General features: G+C 47.0%; 21 protein-coding genes and 8 tRNA genes. 28 read left to right on the plus strand and 1 reads right to left on the minus strand.

Features of this window, described 5'->3' with window-relative positions; translation table 11 throughout:
* Positions 1 to 55 precede the first annotated feature (55 nt).
* From NYE35_RS00690 to NYE35_RS00765, 16 genes are all read left to right on the plus strand, one after another.
* Positions 56 to 147: transfer RNA gene (locus NYE35_RS00690), tRNA-Ser, on the plus strand.
* Positions 148 to 177: 30 nt separating this feature from the next.
* Positions 178 to 254 (plus strand) — tRNA-Met (locus NYE35_RS00695).
* A gap of 8 nt (positions 255 to 262) precedes the next feature.
* A tRNA-Val gene (locus tag NYE35_RS00700) sits at positions 263 to 338 on the plus strand.
* Between the two features lie 32 nt (positions 339 to 370).
* Positions 371 to 446, plus strand: a tRNA-Thr gene (locus NYE35_RS00705).
* A gap of 14 nt (positions 447 to 460) precedes the next feature.
* A tRNA-Asp gene (locus tag NYE35_RS00710) sits at positions 461 to 538 on the plus strand.
* Positions 539 to 600: 62 nt separating this feature from the next.
* Positions 601 to 673 (plus strand) — tRNA-Phe (locus NYE35_RS00715).
* An 8-nt stretch (positions 674 to 681) separates the two neighbouring features.
* Positions 682 to 767, plus strand: a tRNA-Tyr gene (locus tag NYE35_RS00720).
* A gap of 5 nt (positions 768 to 772) precedes the next feature.
* Positions 773 to 845: transfer RNA gene (locus tag NYE35_RS00725), tRNA-Lys, on the plus strand.
* 149 nt (positions 846 to 994) lie between these two features.
* The gene (locus tag NYE35_RS00730) at positions 995 to 2,089 is read left to right on the plus strand and encodes a PucR family transcriptional regulator (RefSeq protein WP_038568087.1); all 1,095 of its coding nucleotides are present in this window, start codon (positions 995 to 997) and stop codon (positions 2,087 to 2,089) included.
* Positions 2,090 to 2,200: 111 nt separating this feature from the next.
* Positions 2,201 to 3,322, plus strand: a complete 1,122-nt coding sequence (locus tag NYE35_RS00735) for an ABC transporter ATP-binding protein (RefSeq protein ID WP_036687044.1) — start codon at positions 2,201 to 2,203, stop codon at positions 3,320 to 3,322.
* Positions 3,323 to 3,532: 210 nt separating this feature from the next.
* Positions 3,533 to 4,471: an HPr(Ser) kinase/phosphatase gene (gene hprK, locus NYE35_RS00740; RefSeq protein ID WP_036687047.1), complete on the plus strand. Its 939-nt coding sequence runs from the start codon at positions 3,533 to 3,535 to the stop codon at positions 4,469 to 4,471.
* Between the two features lie 12 nt (positions 4,472 to 4,483).
* Positions 4,484 to 5,515: a prolipoprotein diacylglyceryl transferase gene (lgt, locus tag NYE35_RS00745; protein ID WP_038568089.1), complete on the plus strand. Its 1,032-nt coding sequence runs from the start codon at positions 4,484 to 4,486 to the stop codon at positions 5,513 to 5,515.
* A 5-nt stretch (positions 5,516 to 5,520) separates the two neighbouring features.
* Positions 5,521 to 6,177: a pyrophosphatase PpaX gene (ppaX, locus tag NYE35_RS00750; protein ID WP_038568092.1), complete on the plus strand. Its 657-nt coding sequence runs from the start codon at positions 5,521 to 5,523 to the stop codon at positions 6,175 to 6,177.
* Positions 6,174 to 6,683, plus strand: coding sequence for an acyltransferase (locus NYE35_RS00755; protein WP_170914218.1), 510 nt, complete (start codon positions 6,174 to 6,176; stop codon positions 6,681 to 6,683). Before ppaX ends, NYE35_RS00755 begins: the two co-directional genes overlap by 4 nt.
* Positions 6,684 to 6,976: 293 nt before the next feature.
* Positions 6,977 to 8,185, plus strand: a complete 1,209-nt coding sequence (locus tag NYE35_RS00760) for an acyltransferase (protein WP_340962099.1) — start codon at positions 6,977 to 6,979, stop codon at positions 8,183 to 8,185.
* Between the two features lie 111 nt (positions 8,186 to 8,296).
* Entirely contained in the window at positions 8,297 to 9,454 is a 1,158-nt protein-coding gene (locus NYE35_RS00765; protein WP_341119884.1) for an acyltransferase, read from the plus strand.
* Between the two features lie 71 nt (positions 9,455 to 9,525).
* On the opposite strand, the gene gntK is transcribed toward NYE35_RS00765, so the two are convergent.
* The gene (gene gntK, locus NYE35_RS00770) at positions 9,526 to 11,055 is read right to left on the minus strand and encodes a gluconokinase (RefSeq protein ID WP_341122415.1); all 1,530 of its coding nucleotides are present in this window, start codon (positions 11,053 to 11,055) and stop codon (positions 9,526 to 9,528) included.
* 280 nt (positions 11,056 to 11,335) lie between these two features.
* Between gntK and NYE35_RS00775 the strand changes: the two genes are divergently transcribed.
* The 12 genes from NYE35_RS00775 (at position 11,336) to trxB (ending at position 24,320) form a co-directional block, all read left to right on the plus strand.
* Complete coding sequence (locus tag NYE35_RS00775) at positions 11,336 to 12,553, plus strand: ATP phosphoribosyltransferase regulatory subunit (RefSeq protein WP_036687060.1); 1,218 nt, start codon at positions 11,336 to 11,338, stop codon at positions 12,551 to 12,553.
* A 69-nt stretch (positions 12,554 to 12,622) separates the two neighbouring features.
* On the plus strand, positions 12,623 to 13,261 hold the full coding sequence (hisG, locus tag NYE35_RS00780) for an ATP phosphoribosyltransferase (RefSeq protein ID WP_036687062.1): 639 nt from the start codon (positions 12,623 to 12,625) through the stop codon (positions 13,259 to 13,261).
* Between the two features lie 38 nt (positions 13,262 to 13,299).
* On the plus strand, positions 13,300 to 14,610 hold the full coding sequence (hisD, locus tag NYE35_RS00785) for a histidinol dehydrogenase (RefSeq protein WP_036687064.1): 1,311 nt from the start codon (positions 13,300 to 13,302) through the stop codon (positions 14,608 to 14,610).
* Entirely contained in the window at positions 14,597 to 15,205 is a 609-nt protein-coding gene (hisB, locus tag NYE35_RS00790) for an imidazoleglycerol-phosphate dehydratase HisB (protein WP_036687073.1), read from the plus strand. Before hisD ends, hisB begins: the two co-directional genes overlap by 14 nt.
* Position 15,206: 1 nt before the next feature.
* Positions 15,207 to 15,824: an imidazole glycerol phosphate synthase subunit HisH gene (gene hisH / locus NYE35_RS00795; protein WP_038568103.1), complete on the plus strand. Its 618-nt coding sequence runs from the start codon at positions 15,207 to 15,209 to the stop codon at positions 15,822 to 15,824.
* Positions 15,825 to 15,971: 147 nt separating this feature from the next.
* Positions 15,972 to 16,709, plus strand: a complete 738-nt coding sequence (hisA, locus tag NYE35_RS00800) for a 1-(5-phosphoribosyl)-5-[(5-phosphoribosylamino)methylideneamino]imidazole-4-carboxamide isomerase (protein ID WP_036687075.1) — start codon at positions 15,972 to 15,974, stop codon at positions 16,707 to 16,709.
* Between the two features lie 1,247 nt (positions 16,710 to 17,956).
* On the plus strand, positions 17,957 to 18,715 hold the full coding sequence (hisF, locus tag NYE35_RS00805; RefSeq protein ID WP_076101059.1) for an imidazole glycerol phosphate synthase subunit HisF: 759 nt from the start codon (positions 17,957 to 17,959) through the stop codon (positions 18,713 to 18,715).
* Positions 18,712 to 19,425 (plus strand): bifunctional phosphoribosyl-AMP cyclohydrolase/phosphoribosyl-ATP diphosphatase HisIE, encoded by a 714-nt coding sequence (gene hisIE, locus NYE35_RS00810; protein WP_341119885.1) that lies wholly within the window; start codon positions 18,712 to 18,714, stop codon positions 19,423 to 19,425. Before hisF ends, hisIE begins: the two co-directional genes overlap by 4 nt.
* A 13-nt stretch (positions 19,426 to 19,438) precedes the next feature.
* Entirely contained in the window at positions 19,439 to 20,266 is an 828-nt protein-coding gene (hisJ, locus tag NYE35_RS00815) for a histidinol-phosphatase HisJ (RefSeq protein WP_341119886.1), read from the plus strand.
* 26 nt (positions 20,267 to 20,292) lie between these two features.
* Entirely contained in the window at positions 20,293 to 21,243 is a 951-nt protein-coding gene (locus tag NYE35_RS00820; protein ID WP_341119887.1) for a ribose-phosphate diphosphokinase, read from the plus strand.
* A gap of 233 nt (positions 21,244 to 21,476) precedes the next feature.
* Positions 21,477 to 23,216, plus strand: a complete 1,740-nt coding sequence (locus NYE35_RS00825) for a tetratricopeptide repeat protein (RefSeq protein WP_051491491.1) — start codon at positions 21,477 to 21,479, stop codon at positions 23,214 to 23,216.
* Positions 23,217 to 23,366: 150 nt separating this feature from the next.
* A complete protein-coding gene (gene trxB, locus NYE35_RS00830; protein ID WP_036687084.1) occupies positions 23,367 to 24,320 on the plus strand; it encodes a thioredoxin-disulfide reductase in 954 nt (317 codons plus the stop codon).
* Positions 24,321 to 24,388 lie beyond the last annotated feature (68 nt).

Here is a 24,388-nt window from a genome sequence, read left to right on the forward strand (position 1 = left end):
TCAGTTTTCAGGGAGTCAAATTCCTGTTTGGATTGCTGTGGTACTGATATCGTTTGGAGAGATACCCAAGTGGCTATAAGGGGACCCTCTGCTAAGGGGTTAGACTGCGTAAGCGGTGCGTGGGTTCGAATCCCACTCTCTCCGCCATTTTCAATCCATAGCAATACTAATTATTGTGGCGGTGTAGCTCAGCTGGCTAGAGCGTACGGTTCATACCCGTGAGGTCGGGGGTTCGATCCCCTTCGCCGCTACCATAATACCTGGAGGCTTAGCTCAGCTGGGAGAGCATCTGCCTTACAAGCAGAGGGTCGGGGGTTCGATCCCCTCAGCCTCCACCATTTTCATCTTTTTAGAATTGCTTTTACACCGTGCCGGTGTAGCTCAACTGGTAGAGCAACTGACTTGTAATCAGTAGGTTGGGGGTTCAAGTCCTCTCGCCGGCACCATTTTTAATTAATGCGGAACCGTGGTGTAGTTGGCCTAACATGCCTGCCTGTCACGCAGGAGACCGCGGGTTCGAATCCCGTCGGTTCCGCCATTTTTTCCACAAAATGAGTGGGAAGTGTAAGACTTTTCCGCTTAATTGTCATGTAATCTTATGGCTCGGTAGCTCAGTCGGTAGAGCAGAGGACTGAAAATCCTCGTGTCGGCGGTTCGATTCCGTCCCGAGCCACCTTTTTTGGGGGATTAGCGAAGTGGCCAAACGCATCAGACTGTAAATCTGCTCACGTACGTGTTCGGTGGTTCGAATCCATCATCCCCCACCATTTATGAGCCATTAGCTCAGTTGGTAGAGCACCTGACTTTTAATCAGGGTGTCGAAGGTTCGAGTCCTTCATGGCTCATCCCAAACAGAAAGTCATCACCTTATGGTGGTGGCTTTTTTTGTGTTTTTATGTCGTATTATAGTAGCGCGCTGCTGTAGTGATTAACATAATATTAGAGAATATGCTAAAATAGGCGAAAAGAGCAAAAGTGGTGGAGTATGGTGACTATGGATAGCGAAACATTGCGGAAAAAGTTAGAGCAGCTCACCGGAAAGAAAACCGGAATCAAGCAGTTAGGTAGGCAACATTCAGCTTCTCTTTTTAGCATGGGATTGGAAGCACAGGAACAGCCGGTAATCCATGAGGGTCATCTTTGGGCACCATTATATGAGACTGATGGACGTGTAACCGCTGTCTGGGTGGAATTGGATGGACTTAACTCTTTGGAAATTCAATTAGTGAATTATGCGGTTCGAAACTTTGCAATTGCACTAAAAGCTACTGGGGTTAGAGAAGAAGGGGAAGCGGAGGCTCGGCAGCTGGGTACCTGGTTGAACACCGAACTGGAGCAAGAGAAAAATGACTCTGAGATACCCGATGAGATGGCTCTAAAGGGACGTTTATTCGGAGATATGGTTCCATTCCTACTTAGCAGTGAGAATGCACATAGCCCGCAGATCACTTATCGTTCCTTAATGAAGTTGTTGCGCAGCTATTTTGAGAATGAAATTCTGCTTATACCTCTTCAAGAAAAAGAATGGTTAATATTGGCCCGGAAGGAACTACTCACGGGCGGAGATGATAAGGATGAGGAAGAAGAGAGTGTAGATGAAATTCTGGCTCAGACCAGCATGGGCTTACACGAACTGATAGCCAGCGAATGGGTAGGTGTATTCCATTTGGCTGTAGCTCCGGCTATTGTTCCTGTTAAGGGATTGACGGGATCCGTGGCCTTGCTGAGGGAGACTATTGTACTCGGACGTATTTTCCAAGTGGGTGAATATATTCATTTACCTTGGGAGCTGCATCTGGAACGTTTGGTTAACAGCATTCCTGATGCACGGCGTAAACAGTTACTTGGACAGATTGGCGACTATTCTTCCGTATTATCGGATAAAGAGATGCTGATGACCCTGGAGACGTTTTTTGAGATGGATTGTAATGTGAGTGAAACAGCCAAGAAGCTATATATTCATCGCAACACGCTTTTATACCGTCTGGACAAGATCAAACAGGAGACTGGTGCGGATGTGCGTAGCTTTGGGGACGCTGCTATTGTGAAGCTTACTATGCTTTTGTATAAAGTGACGAAAAGGAAATAGGTTTTTTGTGAACGTTACAAATAGCCACCGTGTCCCGTCTAGGGTAATATAAATGTACAAGGAAAAAAGAATTTTTCAATTAATCAATAATTAACTCGAGGGGGAAATACAATGGCAGGCGTACGTTTAGAGCATATTTTCAAAAAATACCCGGGTTCAGATAAAGCAACAGTAATGGATATCAATCTTGATATTAAAGATAAGGAATTTCTAGTATTGGTTGGACCATCCGGTTGCGGTAAATCCACAACTTTGCGTATGATCGCTGGTCTGGAAGAAATCTCCGAAGGTAAAATGTACATTGGCGATCGTGTAGTCAACGACGTTGCACCTAAAGACCGCGATATCGCGATGGTATTCCAATCCTACGCCCTGTATCCGCATATGAGCGTATACCAAAACATGGCTTTCGGTTTGAAACTTCGTAAAGTGAAGAAAGATGAAATCGACAAGAAAGTACGTGAAGCTGCTAGAATTCTCGATATCGAGCATTTGCTAGATCGTAAACCAAAAGCACTTTCCGGTGGTCAACGCCAACGTGTCGCTTTGGGACGCGCTATCGTACGTGATCCACAAGTCTTCTTGATGGATGAGCCTCTTTCCAACTTGGATGCTAAACTTCGTGGTCAAATGCGCGCTGAAATCACTAAACTGGTTAAACGCCTTGAAACCACTTGTATCTACGTAACGCATGACCAAACAGAAGCTATGACAATGGGTGACCGTATCGTAGTTATGTATGATGGTATCATTCAACAAGCTGCTTCCCCTGAAGAGTTGTACAATGAACCAACTAACCTGTTCGTAGCTGGATTTATCGGATCCCCTACAATGAACTTTATCAATGGTACTTTGTCCGAAGCAAACGGTTCTGTCCGTTTCCGTGCTGAGAACCTTGATGTTGAAGTACCAGGCGGAAAAGCTCAAATCATCCGCAGCAAAGGCTACATTGGCAAAGAAGTAATTATGGGCGTTCGTCCAGAAGATATCCATGAAGAGCCAGTATTCTTGGAAGCTTCCCCGAACACAATCTTTACTTCATTGGTTGATGTAACTGAAAACCTTGGTCACGAAATGCTCCTTTACTTGAGCGGCCTTGGTAAATCTACTGTAATCGCTCGTGTAGATGGACGTTCCACTACTCGCGAAGGCAGCAAGCCAAAATTGGCTATTGATATGAACAAAGTTCACTTCTTCGATAAAGAATCCGAAGTTAACATTCTGTTGGGATAAGATCGCAGGATCTTTTCTCTCTTGATAAAGCCACCCGAAAGGGTGGCTTTATTGTTTAATTAGGGTCGTAATGGATAGGCGTTAAGATTGCATTCACAAGCGTTATCAATTAAGATAGCAGGAGAATTACCTCCGGAATTGTAATGAGATCGCTGTCAACCGGACGCAGTAAGCGGACATATACCGCAGGTGACGAAAGGACGAATTTACATGGCTAAGAAAGTAAAAGTATCTGAATTGGTACAACATTTTCAATTAGAGGTTATTTCCGGCCAGGAAGGTCTAAAGCGACCTATTACGGTAGATGACCTGAATCGCCCTGGACTAGAGATTGCTGGTTATTTCGAATATTATCCGGAAGAACGTGTTCAACTATTAGGTAAGACAGAACTCGCATTCTTCTCCATGCTGCCTGAAGCTGAACGTAAAAGTAGGCTTCGTGGAATCTGTAATGACAATACCCCTTGTATCGTAATTACCCGTAGTTTGGATGTACCACAGGAGTTAATTGATATAAGTAATGAAAAGGGACTTCCTGTGCTTCGTAGCTCGATGGCTACGACTATTTTCTCCAGCCGTTTGACGAGCTTCTTAGAAGGGAGATTAGCCCCTACAGCAACGATTCATGGTGTACTCTGTGATGTATATGGTGTAGGTATGCTGATTACTGGCAGTAGTGGTATTGGTAAGAGTGAGACAGCCCTTGAACTTGTAAAACGTGGACATAGACTGATCGCTGATGATGCCGTGGAAATCCGCCAGACTTCAGATAACCAGCTGCATGGTACAGCCCCTGAGTTGATCCGTCACTTGTTGGAAATTCGCGGAGTAGGTATCATTAACGTAATGACACTTTTTGGTGCGGGTGCTATCCGTAATCATAAACGGATTACACTTGTCGTTAGATTAGAGGCTTGGCAGCAAGACAAGCAGTATGACCGGCTTGGACTTGATGAGGAAACGACGCGGATTATTGATACCGATGTTCCACTTGTAACCATTCCTGTACGTCCAGGACGTAACCTTGCCGTTATTATTGAGGTTGCTGCGATGAACTATCGCCTGAAGCAAATGGGCTTTAATGCAGCCCTGCAGTTTACGAATAAGTTAACTGCGACCATATCTGAGGATATGGACGATCTCGATTAGGAGTGTGAGACAATGTTCCCATTAGCAATAGATCCTATTGTATTCTCAATTGGATCACTGCCTGTACACTGGTACGGGTTAATACTAGGGGTCGGTGCACTCGCGGGATTATTTCTTGCGATCCGCGAGGGCAAACGGTTCGGAATCCCGCAAGAATTCTTTATGGATATGCTGCTACTGGGTGTACCCTCGGCAATTATAGGGGCACGGATTTATTTTGTAGCTTTTAAATGGGACGATTATAAGCATAATCTGATAGACGTCTTTAAGATCTGGAATGGCGGCATCGCCATTTACGGCGCATTAATAGGAGCGATTATTTGCGGAATTATTTATTTCCGTTATAAGGGTTACCCTTTCTGGCGTATTGTTGATATTTGCGCACCTGGACTACTGGCGGGTCAAATGATTGGCCGCTGGGGAAACTTTGTCAACCAAGAGGCATACGGCAGCGTAGTTGAGGAATCTTTTTTACGGGATAAACTGCATTTACCTGACTTCATCGTTAATCAAATGTACATAGGGGATGCTTTTCATCATCCGACTTTCCTGTATGAATCTCTTTGGAGCTTACTAGGGATTGCGTTATTGATGGTTCTCCGTCGTCAGAAGTTTGTACGTGCTGGAGAAATCTTCATGTCTTACTTTATATGGTATTCCATCGGTCGGTTCTTCATCGAGGCTGTGCGTACTGACAGTTTAGCTTTTAACGGAAGTGCAGGACTGGCTTCGTTTATAAATGGCTTATGGAGTCCGATGGAATGGTTAGGTTTTGAACAAGGATATCTGGATCCTGCCTATGGTAATATTCGTATTTCTCAGCTGCTTTCTCTACTGATTATTGTGGCAGCTATATTATTAATCGTTATTCGCAGAGTAACCGGAGAGCCTAAAGCACATTATTCTGACCCTATCGTATGTACTAAACTGATCCAAGCAGATACTGTAGTGCCAGAAAGCGCAGTAAATACACCGCAGAAAACTCGTCAAGGAACACAACCTGAGCAAGGACAGCCAGCGGATGGAGATAAGAAGGAGCAGTAAAACTTATGATAGAATGCGTTCTTTTTGATCTGGATGGAACGATTGTCGATACGAATGAGCTAATCATTAGTTCATTTATGTACGCGCTGAAGGACAATGGTCTGGCTCCACTGACCAGAGAAGAGATAATTCCGCATATGGGAACAACCCTTCAGCAACAGATGAGAGTATTCTCTGGACTAGAGGATGTAAATGGTACGTTAGAAAAGTCCTATCGTTCTTATAATAATGAGCATCATGATGAGTTAGTGCGGTCCTTCCCGCTTGTAAAGGAGACCATTGAGGAGCTCTCGAGTCGTGGGATCAAACTTGGGATTGTAACTACTAAGATCCGTCCAACAACGATCAAGACTCTGGAAAGGTTCGATTTGCTTAAGTACATGGATACGATTGTGACTGTGAACGATGTTACTGAACCAAAGCCACATCCGGAGCCCGTTCTGACAGCGGTCAAAAACCTTGGCGTTGATCCTCGTAAAACCTTAATGATAGGTGACAGTGCGGTTGATATTCAATCAGCCAAAGCTGCCGGTGTATACGCTGTTGGAGTATCTTGGTCTTTGAAGGGCGAGGATACGCTCCGCAAGTATGATCCGGACTTTATCATCCATAACATGAAGGATATTATAGAAATTATGGAGCGAGGAACGAATGAATCGTGAGAAACGTAACCCGTTATCCAGTAGAAGGTCATAACTCACTTTGGTATATTTACCGTACGGTCAGCCCTTGGAAGGGTGTCCGCAACTTTATTTTTATTCAGATTGCCCGCTATTGTCCGATTCTACCGTTAAAGAATTGGATCTATCGACGGATGCTGGGGATGAAGGTTGGTAAACACACGGCTTTTGGTCTTATGGCAATGGTGGATGTGTTTTTTCCGGAGAAAATAACGGTAGGTGAGAATTCTATTATTGGTTATAACACGACGATTCTGGCGCATGAGTATCTGATCAAGGAATATCGCCTGGGCGAAGTGGTGATCGGTGAAAATGTATTGATCGGCGCGAATACAACGATTCTTCCCGGTGTAACCATTGGAGATTGGGCAGTTATAGCTGCTGGCTCCGTGGTGCACAAAAATGTGGCGGCTGGCTCTTTTGTCGGAGGCAATCCACTGCGAGAGCTGCGCCCCTCTTCAACGGAAGAACATGCGGAACAAGTGTAAACGATGCTTTTTTAACCCTGCAGTTACATATTGCGTTTTTTTAGCGCAGGTTCTGCAGGGTTTCTTGCGTCTTAGAGAAGATTATTAAGGAAACTTTAAGTTCTTCTTAAGTTTTTAGAACAGATACATTCGATATAATTAGCGTTAGTGATAAGGCGAATCCCACGCTAGGCATTCAGCTTCAAATATCAGAATGTAAAATCAGCAGGTGCAGGCTTCCTGGTATTTTCAGTTTCCACATTCCGCTTAGCGTCTCTATGAACAACCATCATAGTAGAGAAGAGGAATATAATATGAACACTGCGAGAAAGGAAAGGCTGCCCCAGCTGGATATCTTCAGAGCATTAGCGATCTTAGGTGTACTGCATGTGCATTCCTCATCTTTTGCCGCTGGAGAGCAGGCACTGCATTCACCTTATTATTACTGGCTGAACTGGATCAACATTTTCTTTAAATTCGGTACGCCCTCATTTATTTTTCTGAGCAGCTTTGTATTGTTTTATAATTATTATGGGCGCCCTGTGACACGCAGCTTGATTATTAATTTCTACCGTCGTCGATTAAAGTATATTTTATTGCCTTATCTGCTAGCCTCTATGGGCTATTACGCACTAACCTTATATGTGAACGGACGATTGACCCAGAACCTCGGTGGCAACCTGTACAGCTTTATTAGAGCGTTATTCTCAGGTTCCGCATATGCGCATTTGTATTTTGTATTTATCAGCATTCAGTTTTATTTGCTTTTTCCAGTACTGCTTAAGCTACTCCAGAGTTCCCGCTTTTTAATAAAATGGGCGATTCCACTCGGATTGGCACTTCAGTGGGGGTTTATTTTCTGGAATAAATACGAACTGCACATTGTTGAAAAAGGGAGCTTGGCGATCTCTTATCTGGCTTATTATATGATGGGTGCTTATATCGCAATTCACTTTGAGAAGGTGAAGACGTGGCTGATGAAGCCATGGAGGGAGCTAACTGCCAAACAAAAAGGATGGACTGCCCTGTTAGTGAGCGGGTGGTTAATTGCAGCCTTTATCCATGTGCAGCTATGGTATGTGGCCCGCCATTTTGGGGTGTGGACGGATTCGCTGTGGTACGAGCTATTATGGAATGTCCATACGATGTTATCTGCATTGGTTCTGTTGTATGCTACATTTCTGATCTATCGTAAGGCTCCTCGCGGGATTGTTGCTTTTTTAACTCGTTTGGGTGAACTCTCCTTTGCGATATATTTGATTCATCCGCTATTGCTGGCGGTATATCGCAGGTTCAGATATCATATTCCCCTAGAGTCGCTAACATATGTTTTGTTCATCTACGGTGGGCTTGTGGTCGCACTGGGAGGGAGCTGGCTTATTGTGCAGTTTGCTTTCCGGCGAGTTCCGGGTTCATGGATTATTTTTGGAAGCGTGCCTCGCTCTTTGGAGTCCAGTCCGCAGGAAAAGTCAGGTTATATCCCTGAGGAACGGGCAAAGGGATTCGTGCAGCAGGAGAAATAACGTTAAAAGAAGGTCTCATACACGCACACGCTTAAACGTGGGGAGGTAGCCTTCATAATACTTGATTAAAAAGGCATCACTTCGATGCGGAGCTTAACAGGAGGAAAGATTATGAGACAAAAAGAAAGAATTCCGCAGCTGGATATTTTTCGGGCGATTGCTATTTTTGCAGTGCTGGCTATTCATGCTACTTCACGAACGTTGGCGGAGACACTAGGCACAAACATGTTTCATCCGTTCTTATTTATTAATAAATTCAGCCAGTTCGCCGTACCTTCATTCATATTTTTGAGTGGGTTCGTGCTCTTCTATAACTATATTGACCGTCCGCTGGGTGGCAAAACGCTAGGAAAGTTCTACTCTAGAAGGCTGCTTTATATTATTGTGCCTTATGTAGTATTTTCACTGCTGTATTTTGCGTTAAAAATGAATGCCGGGAATACTTGGGGCTTACCTCCAGGGGAGATGGCTTCTAAGCTATGGAAGTATTTATGGACAGGAACGGCATATACGCATCTGTATTATATTATTATCATTATTCAGTTTTACGTGTTATTTCCGCTTATTTTGTGGTGCTTGCAAAAGGTTCGTCATCTGGCGGCTTGGGCGCCGCTGATCGGGTTATTACTACAGTGGGGTTTTGTGCTGCTGAATAAATACATGACCAATCATGGGTATTGGCAGTTATCCAAGGGGAGTCTGGCGATCACTTATTTCTCGTATTTCCTGCTGGGTGCTGGGATTGCGGTGTATTATTCTTCTTTGAAAAAATGGCTAGTGCCTTCACGTGAAGGCTGGCGCGCCGGTAAAGGTCCGGTTTGGATTACGTTGTGGTTGTTATGGATTGTAGCAGGGGTTGTTCATGTTGAGCTATGGTTTAACAACTACACGAAAAAAACTGTCATCAACAGCTTATGGTATGAGGGTTTCTCTAATCTACATGCGCTGCTCTCTTGTGTGGTGCTGTTGCAAATCTCCTTCTTGCTCTATGGAGCGGGTCGAAGCTTACTGACAAGACTTTTGGTATCGGTGGGAGCATGCTCCTTCGGGATTTATCTATTACACCCTATGCTGCTGTATTTCTATAGAAAATTACCGTTTCACGGGGGTTCTCTTGCGTACATCGCAGCGATTGTTGGAGGATGGCTTGTTGCGCTGCTGGTCTCATGGCTGGCAGTGGCTCTCGTCTTCCGGTATGTGCCTGCGTCTTGGATTATTTTCGGATCAGGCGCACCAAAGAAAGCTAAAACAGGTTCCCAAAGCGCATAGTTTACTGCTAGGTAATATAAAAGCGCCAGTCTCCCGTATATGCGGGTTGACCGGCGCTTTTTATTTTTCGTCTATTCTCCAGCTTGTTCCCGCTGAAACTCCGCAATAGCTTGATACTGGCTTTCCAGACTACGGTAGACGGAAATATAAATCGGCAGCAGCTGCTTGTACACTTTGGTATGTTCATCAATCGGATCATGCTGGTAAGTTGAGCCGATCATGTCGAATACAACATCGAAGGAGTCCACGCGGCCCGTTGCGTAAAGTCCAAGCACTACTGCTCCGAGGCAGGAGCTTTCGATACTCTCCGGAATGATGACTTCTTGATCAAAAATATCAGACATCATCTGTCGCCATACTGAGGAGCGGGCAAAGCCCCCTGTAGCCAGAATTTTGCTAGGACGCCCGATTTGCTCTTCCATAGCTAGCAGAACCATATACATATTGAAAATTACGCCTTCTAGTACCGAGCGAATCATATGCTCCTTATGGTGATTCATCGAAAGGCCGAAGAAGGAGCCACGAGCATCAGGATTCCACAGCGGTGCCCGTTCACCAGTTAAGTAAGGATGGAACAAAAGACCACCGCTACCTGCCGGAACTTGTTCCGCGATGCGCGTTAGAACCTCGTAAGGGTCAATGCCAAGACGTTTGGCGGTTTCGACTTCAGAAGCAGCGAACTCATCCCGTACCCAGCGGAACAACATACCGCCGTTATTAACGGGTCCTCCGATCACCCAATGTTTTGGGGTTAAGTTATAACAGAAGGTCCGTCCTTTAGGGTCGGTAAGCGGGTGATCGACTACGGTACGAATCGCTCCGCTTGTTCCAATCGTAGCGGCCACTACACCGGGCTTAATCGCACCTACGCCAAGGTTGGACAAGACGCCATCACTGGCTCCTACGACAAAAGGTGTGGCCGGGAGCAGTAACAGCTCCTCTGCTAGACCGGGAAGCAGGCCTTGCATGATCTCTGTGGTAGGAACAAGCCGTGAGAGTTGATCTGGTGAAATATGGGCTATCTCCAGGGCCTCTTTATCCCACTCCAAAAGTTTAAGGTTGAGCATGCCTGTAGAAGAGGCAATGGAATGATCGATGATGTATTCGCCGAACAGCCGAGCGAATATGTATTCTTTTATAGAAATGAATTTATAGGCTTGTTGGAACAACTCAGGCTGCTCATCCCGAAGCCACATTAGCTTGGTAATCGGTGACATAGGATGAATAGGTGTTCCTGTGCGCAAATACAACTCATGTCCGTTAAACTCGTTCTTCAGGCGAAGTGCAGACCCGGCACTACGGTTGTCAGCCCAAGTGATGCAGGCAGTAAGTGGTTTACCTAGCTGATCAATTGCAATGACACTGTGCATGGCTGAACTGAAAGAGACGAATAGGATCTTATCTGGAGTTACGGCGCTTTGCCGCATGACATTAGAGATGGTATGAAAGACTGCACGTAGGATTTGCTCTGGGTCCTGCTCCGCTATAGAAGGGGAGGGTTGATGCAAGGGATAACCCATATTAGCTTGTGCAACTATGGCTCCATTCTCCTCGAAGAGAACTGCCTTTGTACTTGTAGTACCAATATCAACGCCAATCATATAGGATTTAGTCAAGCGTTAGCCCTTCTTTCTAGGTGAAAGTATATTTTTAGAACACCAATTACAAAATTATGAAGTACAATCGTATTAGCTCATTATAGTATTCGATAAGCGGGGAGGCAAAAATAAAGAAAATGCCAAACGCTCGACTAAGGGTTTGATTGACGAAAAAGCAGTGAACATGATACGATATTGAAAATACTTTAATTTGCTACCACTTTACCATAGTAAAGTAAACATAAACAGTATCTAATGATAACTGACGAGGTGAACAATGAAGATGTCCAAACCAAAGGGATTTGAGAAGCCGTCTGGCGTTCGGGACTATCTGCCCCGGGCCGTAACGAAATTGCGCAAAATTGAGAACGATGTACTGCATTGCATGAGTCGCTGGGGATATCAGCAAATGATGACTCCAACGTTGGAATATTACGATACAGTTGGCGTGGCTAGCTCTACGTCCGACCAGAAGCTCTATAAATTACTTAACAATCGTGGTCAGGCTTTGGTGCTTCGATCAGAAATGACTGCCCCGGTTGCCCGTGTTGTTGCCTCTCTATTGAAGGATGAGCCACTGCCATTGCGTCTGTCATATCACGCGAATGTATTCCGTGCTATTGAGGAAGAAGCGGGGCGGGAAGCGGAGTTCTTCCAGACAGGTGTAGAGCTGGTAGGTGATGATTCACCAGAGGCCGATGCGGAGGTAGTGGCGCTTGCTATTTCTTCGCTGCAAGCCGCGGGTGTGAAGTCTTTTAAGATCGCTATGGGGCATGTAGGCTTTCTGAATGGGTTATTTCAAGAGGCACTTCCTGAATTACCCGAGGCTCAAGAGGAGCTGAAAAGTCATTTGCTGGGCCGTGACTATGTTTCTTTCCGGGAGACTTTACGGCGGCTGGATCTTACAGAAGCGCAGAAGAACGAACTGGATGGGCTGCTGCGTCTGCGCGGAGGCAAGGAGATTTGTGGACAGGCGCTAGAGCTGAGCAATCATCCGCTCGCGCGTCATTCGATTGATCATTTGTGCAAGGTGTGGGAGGTGCTGGTCTCTTACGGCGTATCACAGCATGTACTGATTGATCTGACGATGATCGGGGACTTTTCCTATTATACAGGCATGACTTTTGAAGGTTATGCAGCGGAATTAGGATTTCCGGTATGCAGCGGTGGTAGATACGACAATCTGCTGCAACAGTTTGGGCGTCCGATCCCATCCACAGGATTTTCCTTAAAAACGAATCGCATCCTGGATGGTGTAACTGGAGTGGTCGAAGAGGAAGAGCTGCCTATTTTGATCCAATATGATGCGATTCGCAGAAAAGAAGGCTTGGAAGAGGCAACACGCCTGCGGTCAGAGGGTCATGCAGTCGTTACTAGACTTGCTGCAGGTCCAGAAGAGCTTGAAACGGTGAAGCGTTTGGATACGGACACGGTTGAAGCAGAGGGTGTACGGTACGGTGAAATCTATACATTCGTATCTTTTGTAAGTGAGCATGGCTGAGGATATCGCTAGTACAAAAAGCGATTAACATAAATTTTGCATGGAGATGGAAAAGGAGGCAACTTAACAATGGCACAGATATTGAAGGTGGCTATGCCAAAAGGCCGGATTTACGAAAAGGCTGCTGAGCTGTTCCGCCAGGCAGGTCTTCCGATTCCACCGGACGGTGAGGCATCACGCAAGCTTGTTATTCCGCTGCCTGAGGCAGGGATGGAGTTTATATTGGCGAAACCAGTAGATGTACCTACATATGTAGAATATGGCGTGGCGGATATTGGGATCGTGGGCAAGGATGTTTTGCTGGAGGAAGATCGTGATGTATACGAGCTGCTTGATCTTGGCATTGCCCGCTGCCGGATGTCTATCATCGGATTGCCGAACTGGCAGCCGGGGATTCAGCAGCGTGTAGCGACGAAATATCCGAATGTAGCTTCAAGGTATTTTAGGGAGCAGGGCCAACAGGTCGAGGTCGTGAAGCTGAATGGATCCATCGAGCTTGCACCACTGATTGGTCTGGCCGATCGTATCGTGGATATGGTAGAGACCGGGCAAACGCTGCGGGACAACGGATTAATCGAAATGAAGAGTATATTCGAAATTACAAGCCGCCTGGTGGCGAATCGTGTGAGCTATCGGATGAAAAATGAAGAGATACAGCAACTGTGTGACCGACTACAGGCAGTTATAGGGCAACCTAATTTGCGGTAGGCGGCAACAGATGTTAGGGGTAAAGGGAGGAACCAGCGATGAAGGTTGTGTCGAGCAAGGACTTTAAGCTAGAGCGGGAAGTGGAGTATGGTACGCCAGAGCAAAATCAGGCGGTAAAGGAAATTGTGGCCGCCATTAAAAAAGAAGGAGACACGGCGCTTCTTCGCTATACGGAGCAATTTGACCGGGTCGTACTTACGCCGAATCAGCTGCGGGTAACCCCGGAAGAGCTTCAGGCAGCATATGGCCGAGTAGAGCAATCTTTCGTATCCGCTATTCAAGCGGCTGCAGCCAATATCCGGGCGTTCCATGCCAGACAGAAACGGAATTCATGGATGGACTTGCAGCCGGATGGCACGATCTTGGGGCAGATTATTCGTCCGCTGAAGCGGGTAGGGGTATATGTACCTGGTGGCAAAGCAGCTTATCCCTCCTCGGTGCTGATGAACGTGATCCCAGCTCAGATCGCGGGTGTGCCGGAGATCGTCATGGTGACTCCGCCATCCACCGGCGGCAAAGAAGGGATTGACCCTTACATCCTGGTTGCTGCTGCAGAAGCAGGTGTTAATGAAATCTACCGTGTGGGCGGAGCACAGGCGGTAGCTGCTTTGGCTTTTGGTACGGAGAGCATAGCGCCGGTAGATAAAATATGTGGGCCCGGCAACATATACGTTGCGCTGGCTAAACGCGAGGTATATGGCGCCGTGGATATCGACAGTATCGCGGGTCCCAGCGAAATTGTCGTGCTGGCAGATGAGACCGCTGAGCCGGCCTATGTCGCAGCGGATCTGCTCTCGCAGGCCGAGCATGACGAGATGGCCTCGGCGATTCTGGTCACGCCATCGCAGAGCCTGGCGGATAGCGTGGCGGCCGAAGTGGAGCGTCAGCTGCAAGAACTGCCGCGTCAGGCGATCGCCCGTTCTTCCGTAGAGAATTACGGCGCGATCATTGTTGTGGAATCTATGGAGGAAGGGATCTCCGTAGTGAATAGACTGGCACCAGAACATCTGGAGATTGTTGTCGAAGATCCTATGGGCCTCGTAGGCAGCATTGAGAATGCTGGAGCCATCTTCCTGGGAGCGTATAGCTCTGAGCCCGTGGGTGATTATTTTGCCGGGCCAAATCATATTATCCCAACCAATGGGACCGCACGTTTCTCGTCACCAGTGGATGTGGATGATTTTATTAAAAAATCAAGTCTGATCTATTACAGTAAGGAAGCACTCTTGCGTGATGGGAAGACCATTATAGAGCTGGCACGCCGCGAAGGGTTAGAAGGCCACGCACGAGCCATTGAGATTCGACTCAAGAACGAAGGAAAAGGTGGAGACGGATATGGAGAACAATAACGAACAGGCCTTGCGCCAAGCTGGATTAAGCCGCAAAACAAACGAGACGGATATAAAGTTGTCTCTTAATGTAGATGGAAGTGGAGTTTCAGAGCTGGAGACGGATGTTCCTTTTCTGAATCATATGTTGGATCTGTTCACGAAGCACGGACAATTTGACCTGTCTGTACAGGCGCGTGGAGACATCGAGATTGATGACCACCACACGGTTGAAGACATTGGGATCTGCCTAGGGCAGGCGCTGCACGAAGCACTGGGTGATAAAAAAGGAATCAAACGTTATGCGAGTGTTTTTGTACCGATGGATGAAGCTTTGGCGCAGGTTGTGATCGATATCAGCAATCGCCCGCACTTTGAATATCGTGCAACCTATCCTTCACAGCAGGTAGGCAGCTTTTCGACGGAGCTTGTTCAGGAGTTCCTGTGGAAGTTCGCGCTCGAAGCACGGATTACGTTGCATGTTATCGTACACTACGGTTCTAACACTCATCACATGATTGAGGCTGTATTCAAAGCGCTTGGACGGGCGCTGGATGAGGCAACTTTGATTGATCCACGTGTGAAGGGTGTGCCTTCTACGAAGGGAGTGCTGTAGGATGACTGTTGCAATCGTCGATTATGGCATGGGCAACCTGCACAGTGTGAGCAAGGCGGTAGAACGTCTCGGTTATGAGTGTGTAGTGACGGGTGATGCCGAGCAAATTCTCGCTGCTGATAGTGTCATTCTGCCAGGTGTCGGTGCATTTGGCGATGCGATGGGGCATCTGCGGGAGAATGGTTTGGATCTTGTCGTCAAACAGGTAGCCGCTGGAGAGCAGCCTCTGCTTGGGATCTGTCTTGGCATGCAGCTGTTGTTTAGCACCGGTGAAGAGCATGGCAGCCATGAGGGGCTAGATATTCTCTCGGGTTCAGTGGTGCGGTTCGCTCCTAGAGATGGCTATAAGGTGCCGCATATGGGGTGGAACAAGCTCAGCTTTAGACAGCCGGAGAATCCGCTTTTTGTTGGCCTTGAGGAGGGGCATGTGTATTTTGTCCACTCTTATCACGCGCTTGTAGCAAAAGAGAGTGATCTGCTGGCTGTCACAGATTACGGTTACCCAGTCACGGCTATTGTCGGGCAAGATAATGTGTTCGGTATGCAGTTCCATCCGGAAAAAAGCGGAGAGCTGGGAATCAAGCTGTTGGGTAATTTTTTGAAATATAAGAAAGTATAAGTTTCACAATACACTTTATCCTTATATTTCTCGCTTAAACGCTTACCGTCCTTATAAGGACGACGAAGGCGTTTATACTTGAAGATTAAGAGAGAGCGGGCGTAAGCCACGCTATAAATATAATGTAACGAAAGTGGGGAGCGCCAAATGTCTTCTTTTATTGTATATCCGGCGATTGATATCCGGGATGGAAAGTGCGTCAGGCTGCAGCAGGGGGATTACAATCAGGAAACGATATACAATGATAGTCCACTAAAGGTGGCAAAATCATGGGAAGAGCAAGGTGGAAAGTTCATTCATTTGGTGGACTTAGATGGTGCGAAAGCAGGTCATCCTGTGAACGATGCGATCATCGGTGCTATTGCTGCTAATGCTAACGTTCCTGTGCAGGTGGGCGGCGGTCTTCGCAATCTTGCGGACGTAGAGAAATTGCTCGGACTTGGCGTTAGCCGCGTTATTATTGGTACTGCTGCGATTAACGATCATGCTTTTACCGAAGAGGTATTGGCAAAATACGGCGATAAAGTAGCGATCGGCATTGATGCGCGCAACGGTTATGTTGCGACACACGGCTGGCTGAACACTTCCGAAGTTCGTGCTGAAGCTCTTGCCAAAGAATTGGCGGCAAAAGGAGCCGAGACGTTCATTTACACCGACATCTCCCGAGACGGGATGATGCAGGGGCCGAACGTGGACGGTATCCTGTCCATGGCGCAAGCCAGCGGTAAAACAGTGATCGCCTCCGGCGGAGTCACCAGTCTTGATGATCTGTTGCGTCTGAACGTGCACAGCGGCAGCGGTGTGGGTGGAGCTATTGTTGGCAAGGCGTTATACACGGGCAATATTGATCTTTCTGAAGCTTTGCGAGCGCTTGGGCAGAAGTAGCGTTGGGCGAACGCGCTAATTGATGAGCGGATGAACAAAAAGACGACATGGGTTAGCCAAGGAATAGTGGATCAATGAAACAGACAGAACCAACAGTGGGTTAAAGAAATAGACTTAACAGTAACGTAGTGAACACATATCACCAAATCACCAAACTAAATTAATAGACGAGCGAATGAACAAAAAGACAATAGATGAACTGGCCAATGAGCAGTGGGTAAAAGAAATAGGTGTAATGAATAAAGTAGCAAATCACCAATGACCAAACTAATTAATAGACGAGCGAATGAACAAAAAGACAACAGTTGAGCAATCCAATGAGCAGTGGATAAAAGAAATAGACGTAACAGTAAATGAGTAACTAATAATAATTAAATGAACGCACAGAGAAGCAAACTAGCAAAAGTTTAAACGACCAAACGAACAAACGACCAAACAAGTAAACCAGCAAATGGGCTTAACAACAAACCAACAAAGCAACAAAAGAGCTAAAACAAACCAGCTGACCAATAAAGCAACAAACCCAACTAGCTAATGTGTTTCACTTTGTACAATCAAAACTGGTTAAAAATCTCCTTTTCGTGAATTCTAAAGGAAATTATTGTATGAAATGCAACAGACTGCTCAACTAGATGGTATGAGTTCGATTCTATTGCACTGAGTGCAATAGAATGTTGAACTAAGCTGGTTATCGGCTAAAACCCGCAGCACAATCTGCTACAATAGGCATAATTAGGCGGCGGGGGGGTATTTTTCCTCGGATGATGATTTAAGTGTACTTTATACAGCTATTTTTCCTTTTTAGAGCTGATTAGCTAATTTAGTTGTATTTCGTGCAGCTATAACTCAGAGATGAGTTGATTTATAAGCTCATCCCCAGATTTAGTTGTACGAAATGCAGTTAAAAGAGTGGCTTGCAAAAAGGCTGATAAAATAACTGCACGTTGTGCAACTAAATACTCGTGGGCTTGCAGGTGGCGCGAGCTCTTACGACCACATAAGGGTCAAAACCGCGGAACATGAAGGTGTTATGGATCTAGGAAGTGGCCCCGAAGGGGTTAGCGATCATAGCACATGTTCAGTAGTGTGGGCTATGGTTCAGCCGGGTGGGCTATGATCCGCCATGCCAACAATCAAGGTTTCCAAAGGGCAGGGGCCCTTGGGCTCCCCCTGGGCTAAGAGGGCTTTAGGGGGACCGACACACTTTAGGCGTTTGAAACGCTTTTTAAAGAAAGGGGGATTTCATAATGTTAGCAAAACGTATCATCCCTTGTCTTGACGTTAAGGATGGACGGGTAGTCAAAGGCGTTAACTTTGTGAATCTGCGTGATGCTGGAGATCCGGTAGAGCTAGCGGCACTGTATGACCGCGAGGGCGCAGACGAGCTTGTGTTTCTAGATATATCGGCTTCCGTAGAAGGTAGAGCAACGATGATCGAGGTTGTGCGGCAGACCGCCGGTGAGATTGCCATTCCTTTTACAGTGGGTGGAGGGATCTCTACAACTGATGATATGAAAAGGATTCTTCGTGCAGGCGCAGACAAAATCGGCATTAATACGGCAGCCATCACTAATCCTCAGTTAATTTTGGAGGGTGCTCGCCGATTTGGCTCCCAGTGTATTGTAGTAGCGATAGATGCTAAATATAATGAGGCTTTTGGTGAATGGGAAGTGTACACTCATGGCGGGCGTAAGCCCACCGGCATCCGTGCTCTGGCTTGGGCTAAAGAAGCTGAAAAGCTGGGCGCAGGCGAGATTTTGCTCACTAGTATGGATGCAGATGGCACAAAAGACGGCTTCGATCTGAAGCTAACCTCGGCAGTATGCGATTTGCTCAGTATTCCTGTGATTGCTTCTGGCGGCGCTGGGAAGAAGGAGCATTTTTACGATGTATTTACGGAAGGGAAAGCCGATGCGGGACTTGCGGCGACCATTTTTCACTATAAAGAGATTGCAATTAATGATTTAAAGGCAGATTTGAAGCAAAAAGGGGTAGAAATCCGATGAGCGAAACACAAAAGAATACAACAATAAGCCAAAAAGAAGCTCTGGCAGGCATTCGCTGGAATGAAGCCGGTCTGGTGCCTACGGTTGTTCAGGATGCTAGCAGTTTAGAGGTACTGATGGTTGCTTATATGAACTCCGAATCATTACAGCTTTCACTGGAGAGTGGTCAGACTTGGTTTTGGAGCCGCTCACGCAGCGAACTTTGGCATAAAGGCGGAACCTCAGGCAACACACAAGCTATTACCTCCATATCCTATGATTGTGATAGCGACACACTACTCGTGAAGGTTGTGCCTGAAGGACCAGCTTGCCATAGTGGAGCTGCGTCATGCTTTTTCCGTGAGATTCCTTTGAATAACCCAATAACAGATGCTTCGAAACCAGTGTCTAGTTTGACAGATGGTGAGCGTTTTGCTGTTCTTGGTGAGCTGGAACGTGTGATTGCTGAGCGGGAAGTGGAACGCCCGGAAGGCGCGTATACCACTTATTTGTTTGATAAAGGCGTGGATAAGATCCTCAAAAAGGTAGGCGAGGAAGCTTCCGAGACCATTATTGCCGCCAAAAATAAAGATAACGCCGAGCTGCGCCTTGAAGTCAGTGATCTGATCTATCATCTGTTGGTATTGCTGCAAGAACGTAAGCTTCCACTGGATGAGATTATGGAAGAGTTGAGTACCCGTCACGAACGCCCACGCCGGGATCAGTACTAAGGGGGACTGAGTGATGCATATTGATTACCACACGCATCATGAACGCTGTGGCCATGCCGTGGGTAAGCTTGAGGAGTATGTGCAGCGCGGGATAGAGCTTGGACTTCAGCAGCTGGGGTTGTCCGACCACTTGCCGCTCATCCACGTAGATCCCGCCAGCTATTATCCTGAAATGGCTATGCCAATGGCTGAGCTGCCTCGTTATGTGGAGGAATGTCTGACCCTAAAGGAGCGTTACCGTGGAGTCATAGACCTGCGGGTGGGGCTGGAAGCCGATTATATCGAAGGATACGAAGAGCAAATCCGCGAGATTTTGTCGCCGTATCCATGGGATTATCTTATAGGTTCTGTGCATTTTCTTGGGGAGTGGGATATTACGGATCACCGCCAGGTTCATGGTTGGGAAGGCAGAGATGCGCTAGAGGTGTATCGTCTTTATTACGATGCGGTAAAGAAGTCGGCGTTATCGGGATTATATGATATTATAGGACATATGGATGTTATTAAACGGTTCGGTTATGGTCCACAAACACCGGAGAGCAAGGCTGAGGTGAAGGCGCTGGAGCTAGAGACCTTAAAGGTTATAGCGGATAGTGGAATCGCCATGGAGCTGAATGCTTCCGGACTTACGAAGCCTTGCGCTGAGATGTTCCCGGCAGAGCATCTGCTACAGGAGGCCCTAAGGCTCGGCATACCGCTGACATTAGGCTCCGATGCACATGATCCTGCCAAGCTGGGGGACGGGCTGCAAGAGGCGCGTAGCATGCTTTGGCACACTGGTTTTCGTGAGCTGGCTGTATTTGAGGGACGCCGCCGTACCACTGTTCAGTTCAAACTATAATAATTTATAATCCGCAGGAGGGTATTATGCATCATCAACAATTACGTATTTTTTCCGGTTCGTCGAATCCAAAGTTAGCGGCTGATATTGCGGAGCGACTTGGTGTTGAATTGGGGCAGATAAAGCTGACCCGCTTCATGAGCGGCGAGATTTACGTTCATTACGAAGAAAGCATCCGGAACTGCGACGTATTTTTGGTGCAATCCCTTTCGCATCCCATTAATGAGATGTTCGTGGAACTGCTGGTGATGATAGATGCTGCCAAACGGGCTTCAGCTCGCACAGTGAACATTATTGTGCCGTATTATGGATATGCTCGGCAGGAGCGGAAGTCCGCACCTCGTGAGCCGATCTCGGCTAAGATGGTGGCTGATGTGCTGACGACCGCTGGAGCAACCCGCGTGATCACTATCGATTTGCACGCAGCGGCGATTCAAGGCTTTTTCAACATTCCGGTCGATCATCTGACTGCACTCGATTTGATCAGCAGCCATTTGAAAGCCAAGGTAATGTCTGATCTGGTCATTGTTTCCCCGGATGCAGGGCGTGCGTCTATGGCTGAGAAGCTGGCGAATAAGCTGGATTCACCTTTTGCCATTATGATCAAGAAGCGTCCAGCCCATAATGAATCGGTAATCACTCATGTGATTGGTGATGTCGAGGGACGGACACCAATCATTATTGAGGATCTGATCGATACTGGGACGACCATTGTGAATGTGGTAGAAGGTCTGAAGGAGAGAGGTGCGAAGGACAGTATTGTCTGCGCGACGCACGGATTATTCTCAGGGCCCGCGCTACAGCGGCTTGACCATCCTTCTATTCAGGAAGTGGTTACGACAGATTCTATTGCACTGCCTGATGACCATTCAAGTCGGTTTACGGTATTATCTGTTGCACCGATGCTTGCCCAGGCTACGCACATCATCCTTGAGGGTGGTTCAATCGATAAGCTATTTAGAGACGCGGGAATTTAATTCCCCGTCTTTTTTATTTTTTTGTCAAAAAAGATGTTGTAAGCAGAGTGGTAGAGTCTTTCTCAACTTGAGATTCTCGCTGTCACATGTGGTATACTGTGTGGAGATACCCGCGCCCAATAAGGGAACGGAATAGCGATTAAGGATGGAGCTCCGGCATACCCCATAGGGCGCCGCCCTCCTATTTTTCGTTAGTATAAGGAAGCTTCTTATAAGGGAGGTGCCTTGCTTCCATGATTGAGAGAACTTCAGAGTATGAACTGGGGAATGATAATGTGATTCCTGTAACTCTGAATGCCAATTTTTTCTTTGAAAGAGCCGTTCGGTCCTTGGATCGCTTTCAATATGATAAGGCATTAAAGAATTTTCGCAAAGCTGTAGAGTACGAGCCGGAGAATCCGGTCAATCATTGCAACGTGGCTGGCGTATTATCAGAAATGGGTAATTATGAAGCATCCAACGACATTTTAACCCATGTACTGGAGAATATTGATCCGGCAATGACGGAATGTTATTTCTATATGGCTAACAACTTCGCCAATATGGAAAGCTATGAGGAGGCAGAACGCTCACTCGTCACTTATCTCGAAGAAGATGTGAACGGTGAATTTCTGGCCGAATCGGAAGAATTGATGGAGCTGCTGCAATATGAGCTGGACCGTCCTGCTCCACTTATCCGGATTAGAAGCCGGGAAGGTGTAATAGAGCATGAGCGAGCCCGAGCACTGTTGGAGGAGGGCAAGTTTACACAAGCCGTCACTTTGCTTGAAGAGATTGTGAGCAATACGCCTGACTTCCTGGCGGCACATAACAACCTAGCCCTAGCGTATTTTTACATGGGTCGTTTTACCAAAGCTAAGGAATGTATTATGCGGGTGCTGGAGCAGGACTCCGGGAATCTGCATGCACTCTGTAACTTAGCGATCTTCCTTCAGTATGAAGGTGACCGCGGACAACTGGATGGATTGTTACGCCTTCTGGAGACCACTATTCCGTTTCATCAGGAGCATCTGTTCAAAATGGCCACCACCATGGGGATTCTGGGACGCCATAGAACCGCCTATGGCCATTTTAGACGTCTGTTGAAGGATGAAGAGGTCGGTGGCGACGCCAGTCTCTATCATTATTGTGCGGCTGCTGCCAGCAATAGTGGCCTGTATACAGAAGCCCAGCGCTGCTGGCAGAAGGCGGCTAAGCTCGATCCGGAATCGGCTGTGCCGAGATTTTTTCTAGCTCAGCTGCAGCAGGCGCAGGGGGAAGGCAAAACGCTGTCGCTGGTCAGCTACAACTATCAGCTTCCTTTTCAGGAGCAGCTGAAGCTGTGGAAGGACAACAAGGGCAGCTTTACCGAAGAGGTACGGAACAATCCGCTGCTTCGCTCTTCCTTCTTCTGGGCGCTCCGCTACGGGGATGCCAATACGAAGCTTCAGGTTACAGAAGCTCTGCGGTGGATTGAAGATGAAGAGATGTCCGAAATTCTGCAAGGACTTCTGAAGCAGCAGCCCTTGCAGGAAGAAAAGCTGCAAGAAGCGGCACTTCTTAGTCTGCAGCGGCTGATTGGAAGTGTTCCTGAAGAGAATGTGCTTCAGGAAGTCAAAGAAACCTCTTCCCCGCGTCTGAAGGGACTGCCGGAATGGAGAGAGGATTGGCAGAAAGTTATCGATCAGACCCTTAGTATGATGGATCGAAGATATGATGCAATCCACAAAAAAGATGCTGAATTACTTTGGAAGCAATTTCTGAGCAGCCTTTATCCGGATATTCCGTTTATCCGTCATGCGAATGGCTGGTGTGCTGCCTTAGAATATCTAATTGCTAAAACGCATAACCTGCCGGTCACCTACCGTGAAGTAGCTCAGCGTTACAATGTTTCTGTATCTATGGTCAGTCGTTATGCTCGGCGCATAGATGAGGAATGTAGTTTCGAGGGAAGTGTGAGCGACAGTCTTCCGCCATTTACCGAGAATATCTAAAACGATCATGTAGTATTTCGTAGAAACGGAGCCCTTTTTATATGTCTTGCGTAAACGTTAATGTCCTTCTAGGGACACCGAAGGCGTCTATGCTTGCCAAAAAAGGGCCCGTTTCTTCTAAATAAACCCTATTGTGAGGAGGCCACTGTTATGTACAAAACGATTGTAATCGGAACAGGCCCAGCCGGGCTTACTGCTGCAATTTATTTGGCACGTGCCAACCTAAACCCACTTGTGATTGAAGGTATGCAACCAGGTGGACAACTGACAACGACAACAGAAGTCGAGAACTTCCCAGGCTTTCCTGAAGGAATTCTAGGCCCGGATTTAATGGACAACATGCGCAAGCAGGCTGAACGTTTTGGGGCTGAATTTAAGAATGGCTGGGTGGATTCAGTTGATTTTTCACAGCGTCCATTTAAAGTGACTGTAGATGGATTGGGAGTATTAGAAGCGGAGTCAGTGATCATCTCAACCGGCGCATCTGCCAGATATTTAGGAATTCCCGGGGAGCAGGAGAATGTGGGCCGTGGGGTCAGCACTTGTGCTACTTGTGACGGATTCTTTTTCCGTGGCAAAAAGATTATTGTCGTCGGTGGTGGAGATTCAGCGATGGAGGAAGCCAGCTTTTTAACCCGATTCGCTTCCAATGTAACATTGGTTCACCGTCGTGATGAGCTTAGAGCTTCGAAGATTATGCAGGCTCGCGCACGGGATAACAGTAAGGTATCGTGGGCTCTTAACCGTACACCGCTTGAGGTTACAACCGACGAGTCTGGCGTTAAAGGGCTGACGGTTCGCAACAATGAGACGGGAATTGATGAACTCATCGAAGCGGACGGAGTGTTTGTCGCGATCGGGCACACGCCGAACACCGGATTTTTAGGGGGACAAATTACGACCGATACCAACGGCTACATTGTGGTCAACCCTGGAACGACAGAAACGAACATCCCGGGCGTATTCGCTTGTGGCGACGTGCAGGATACCCGTTATCGTCAGGCAATTTCTGCAGCCGGATCTGGCTGTATGGCAGCAATGGATGCCGAGAAGTACCTAGAGGGCACGATGGTGCATGACTGGAGCGAAACACTGGATAGTTAATTTTGCGAGAAATCGTAGTCCGATGACATATAAGCAGGTTATCCTTTTTCTAAAAGGTTGCCTGCTTT

The sequence above is a fragment of the Paenibacillus sp. FSL L8-0494 genome (assembly GCF_038003695.1).
Taxonomy (GTDB): domain Bacteria; phylum Bacillota; class Bacilli; order Paenibacillales; family Paenibacillaceae; genus Paenibacillus_AQ; species Paenibacillus_AQ odorifer.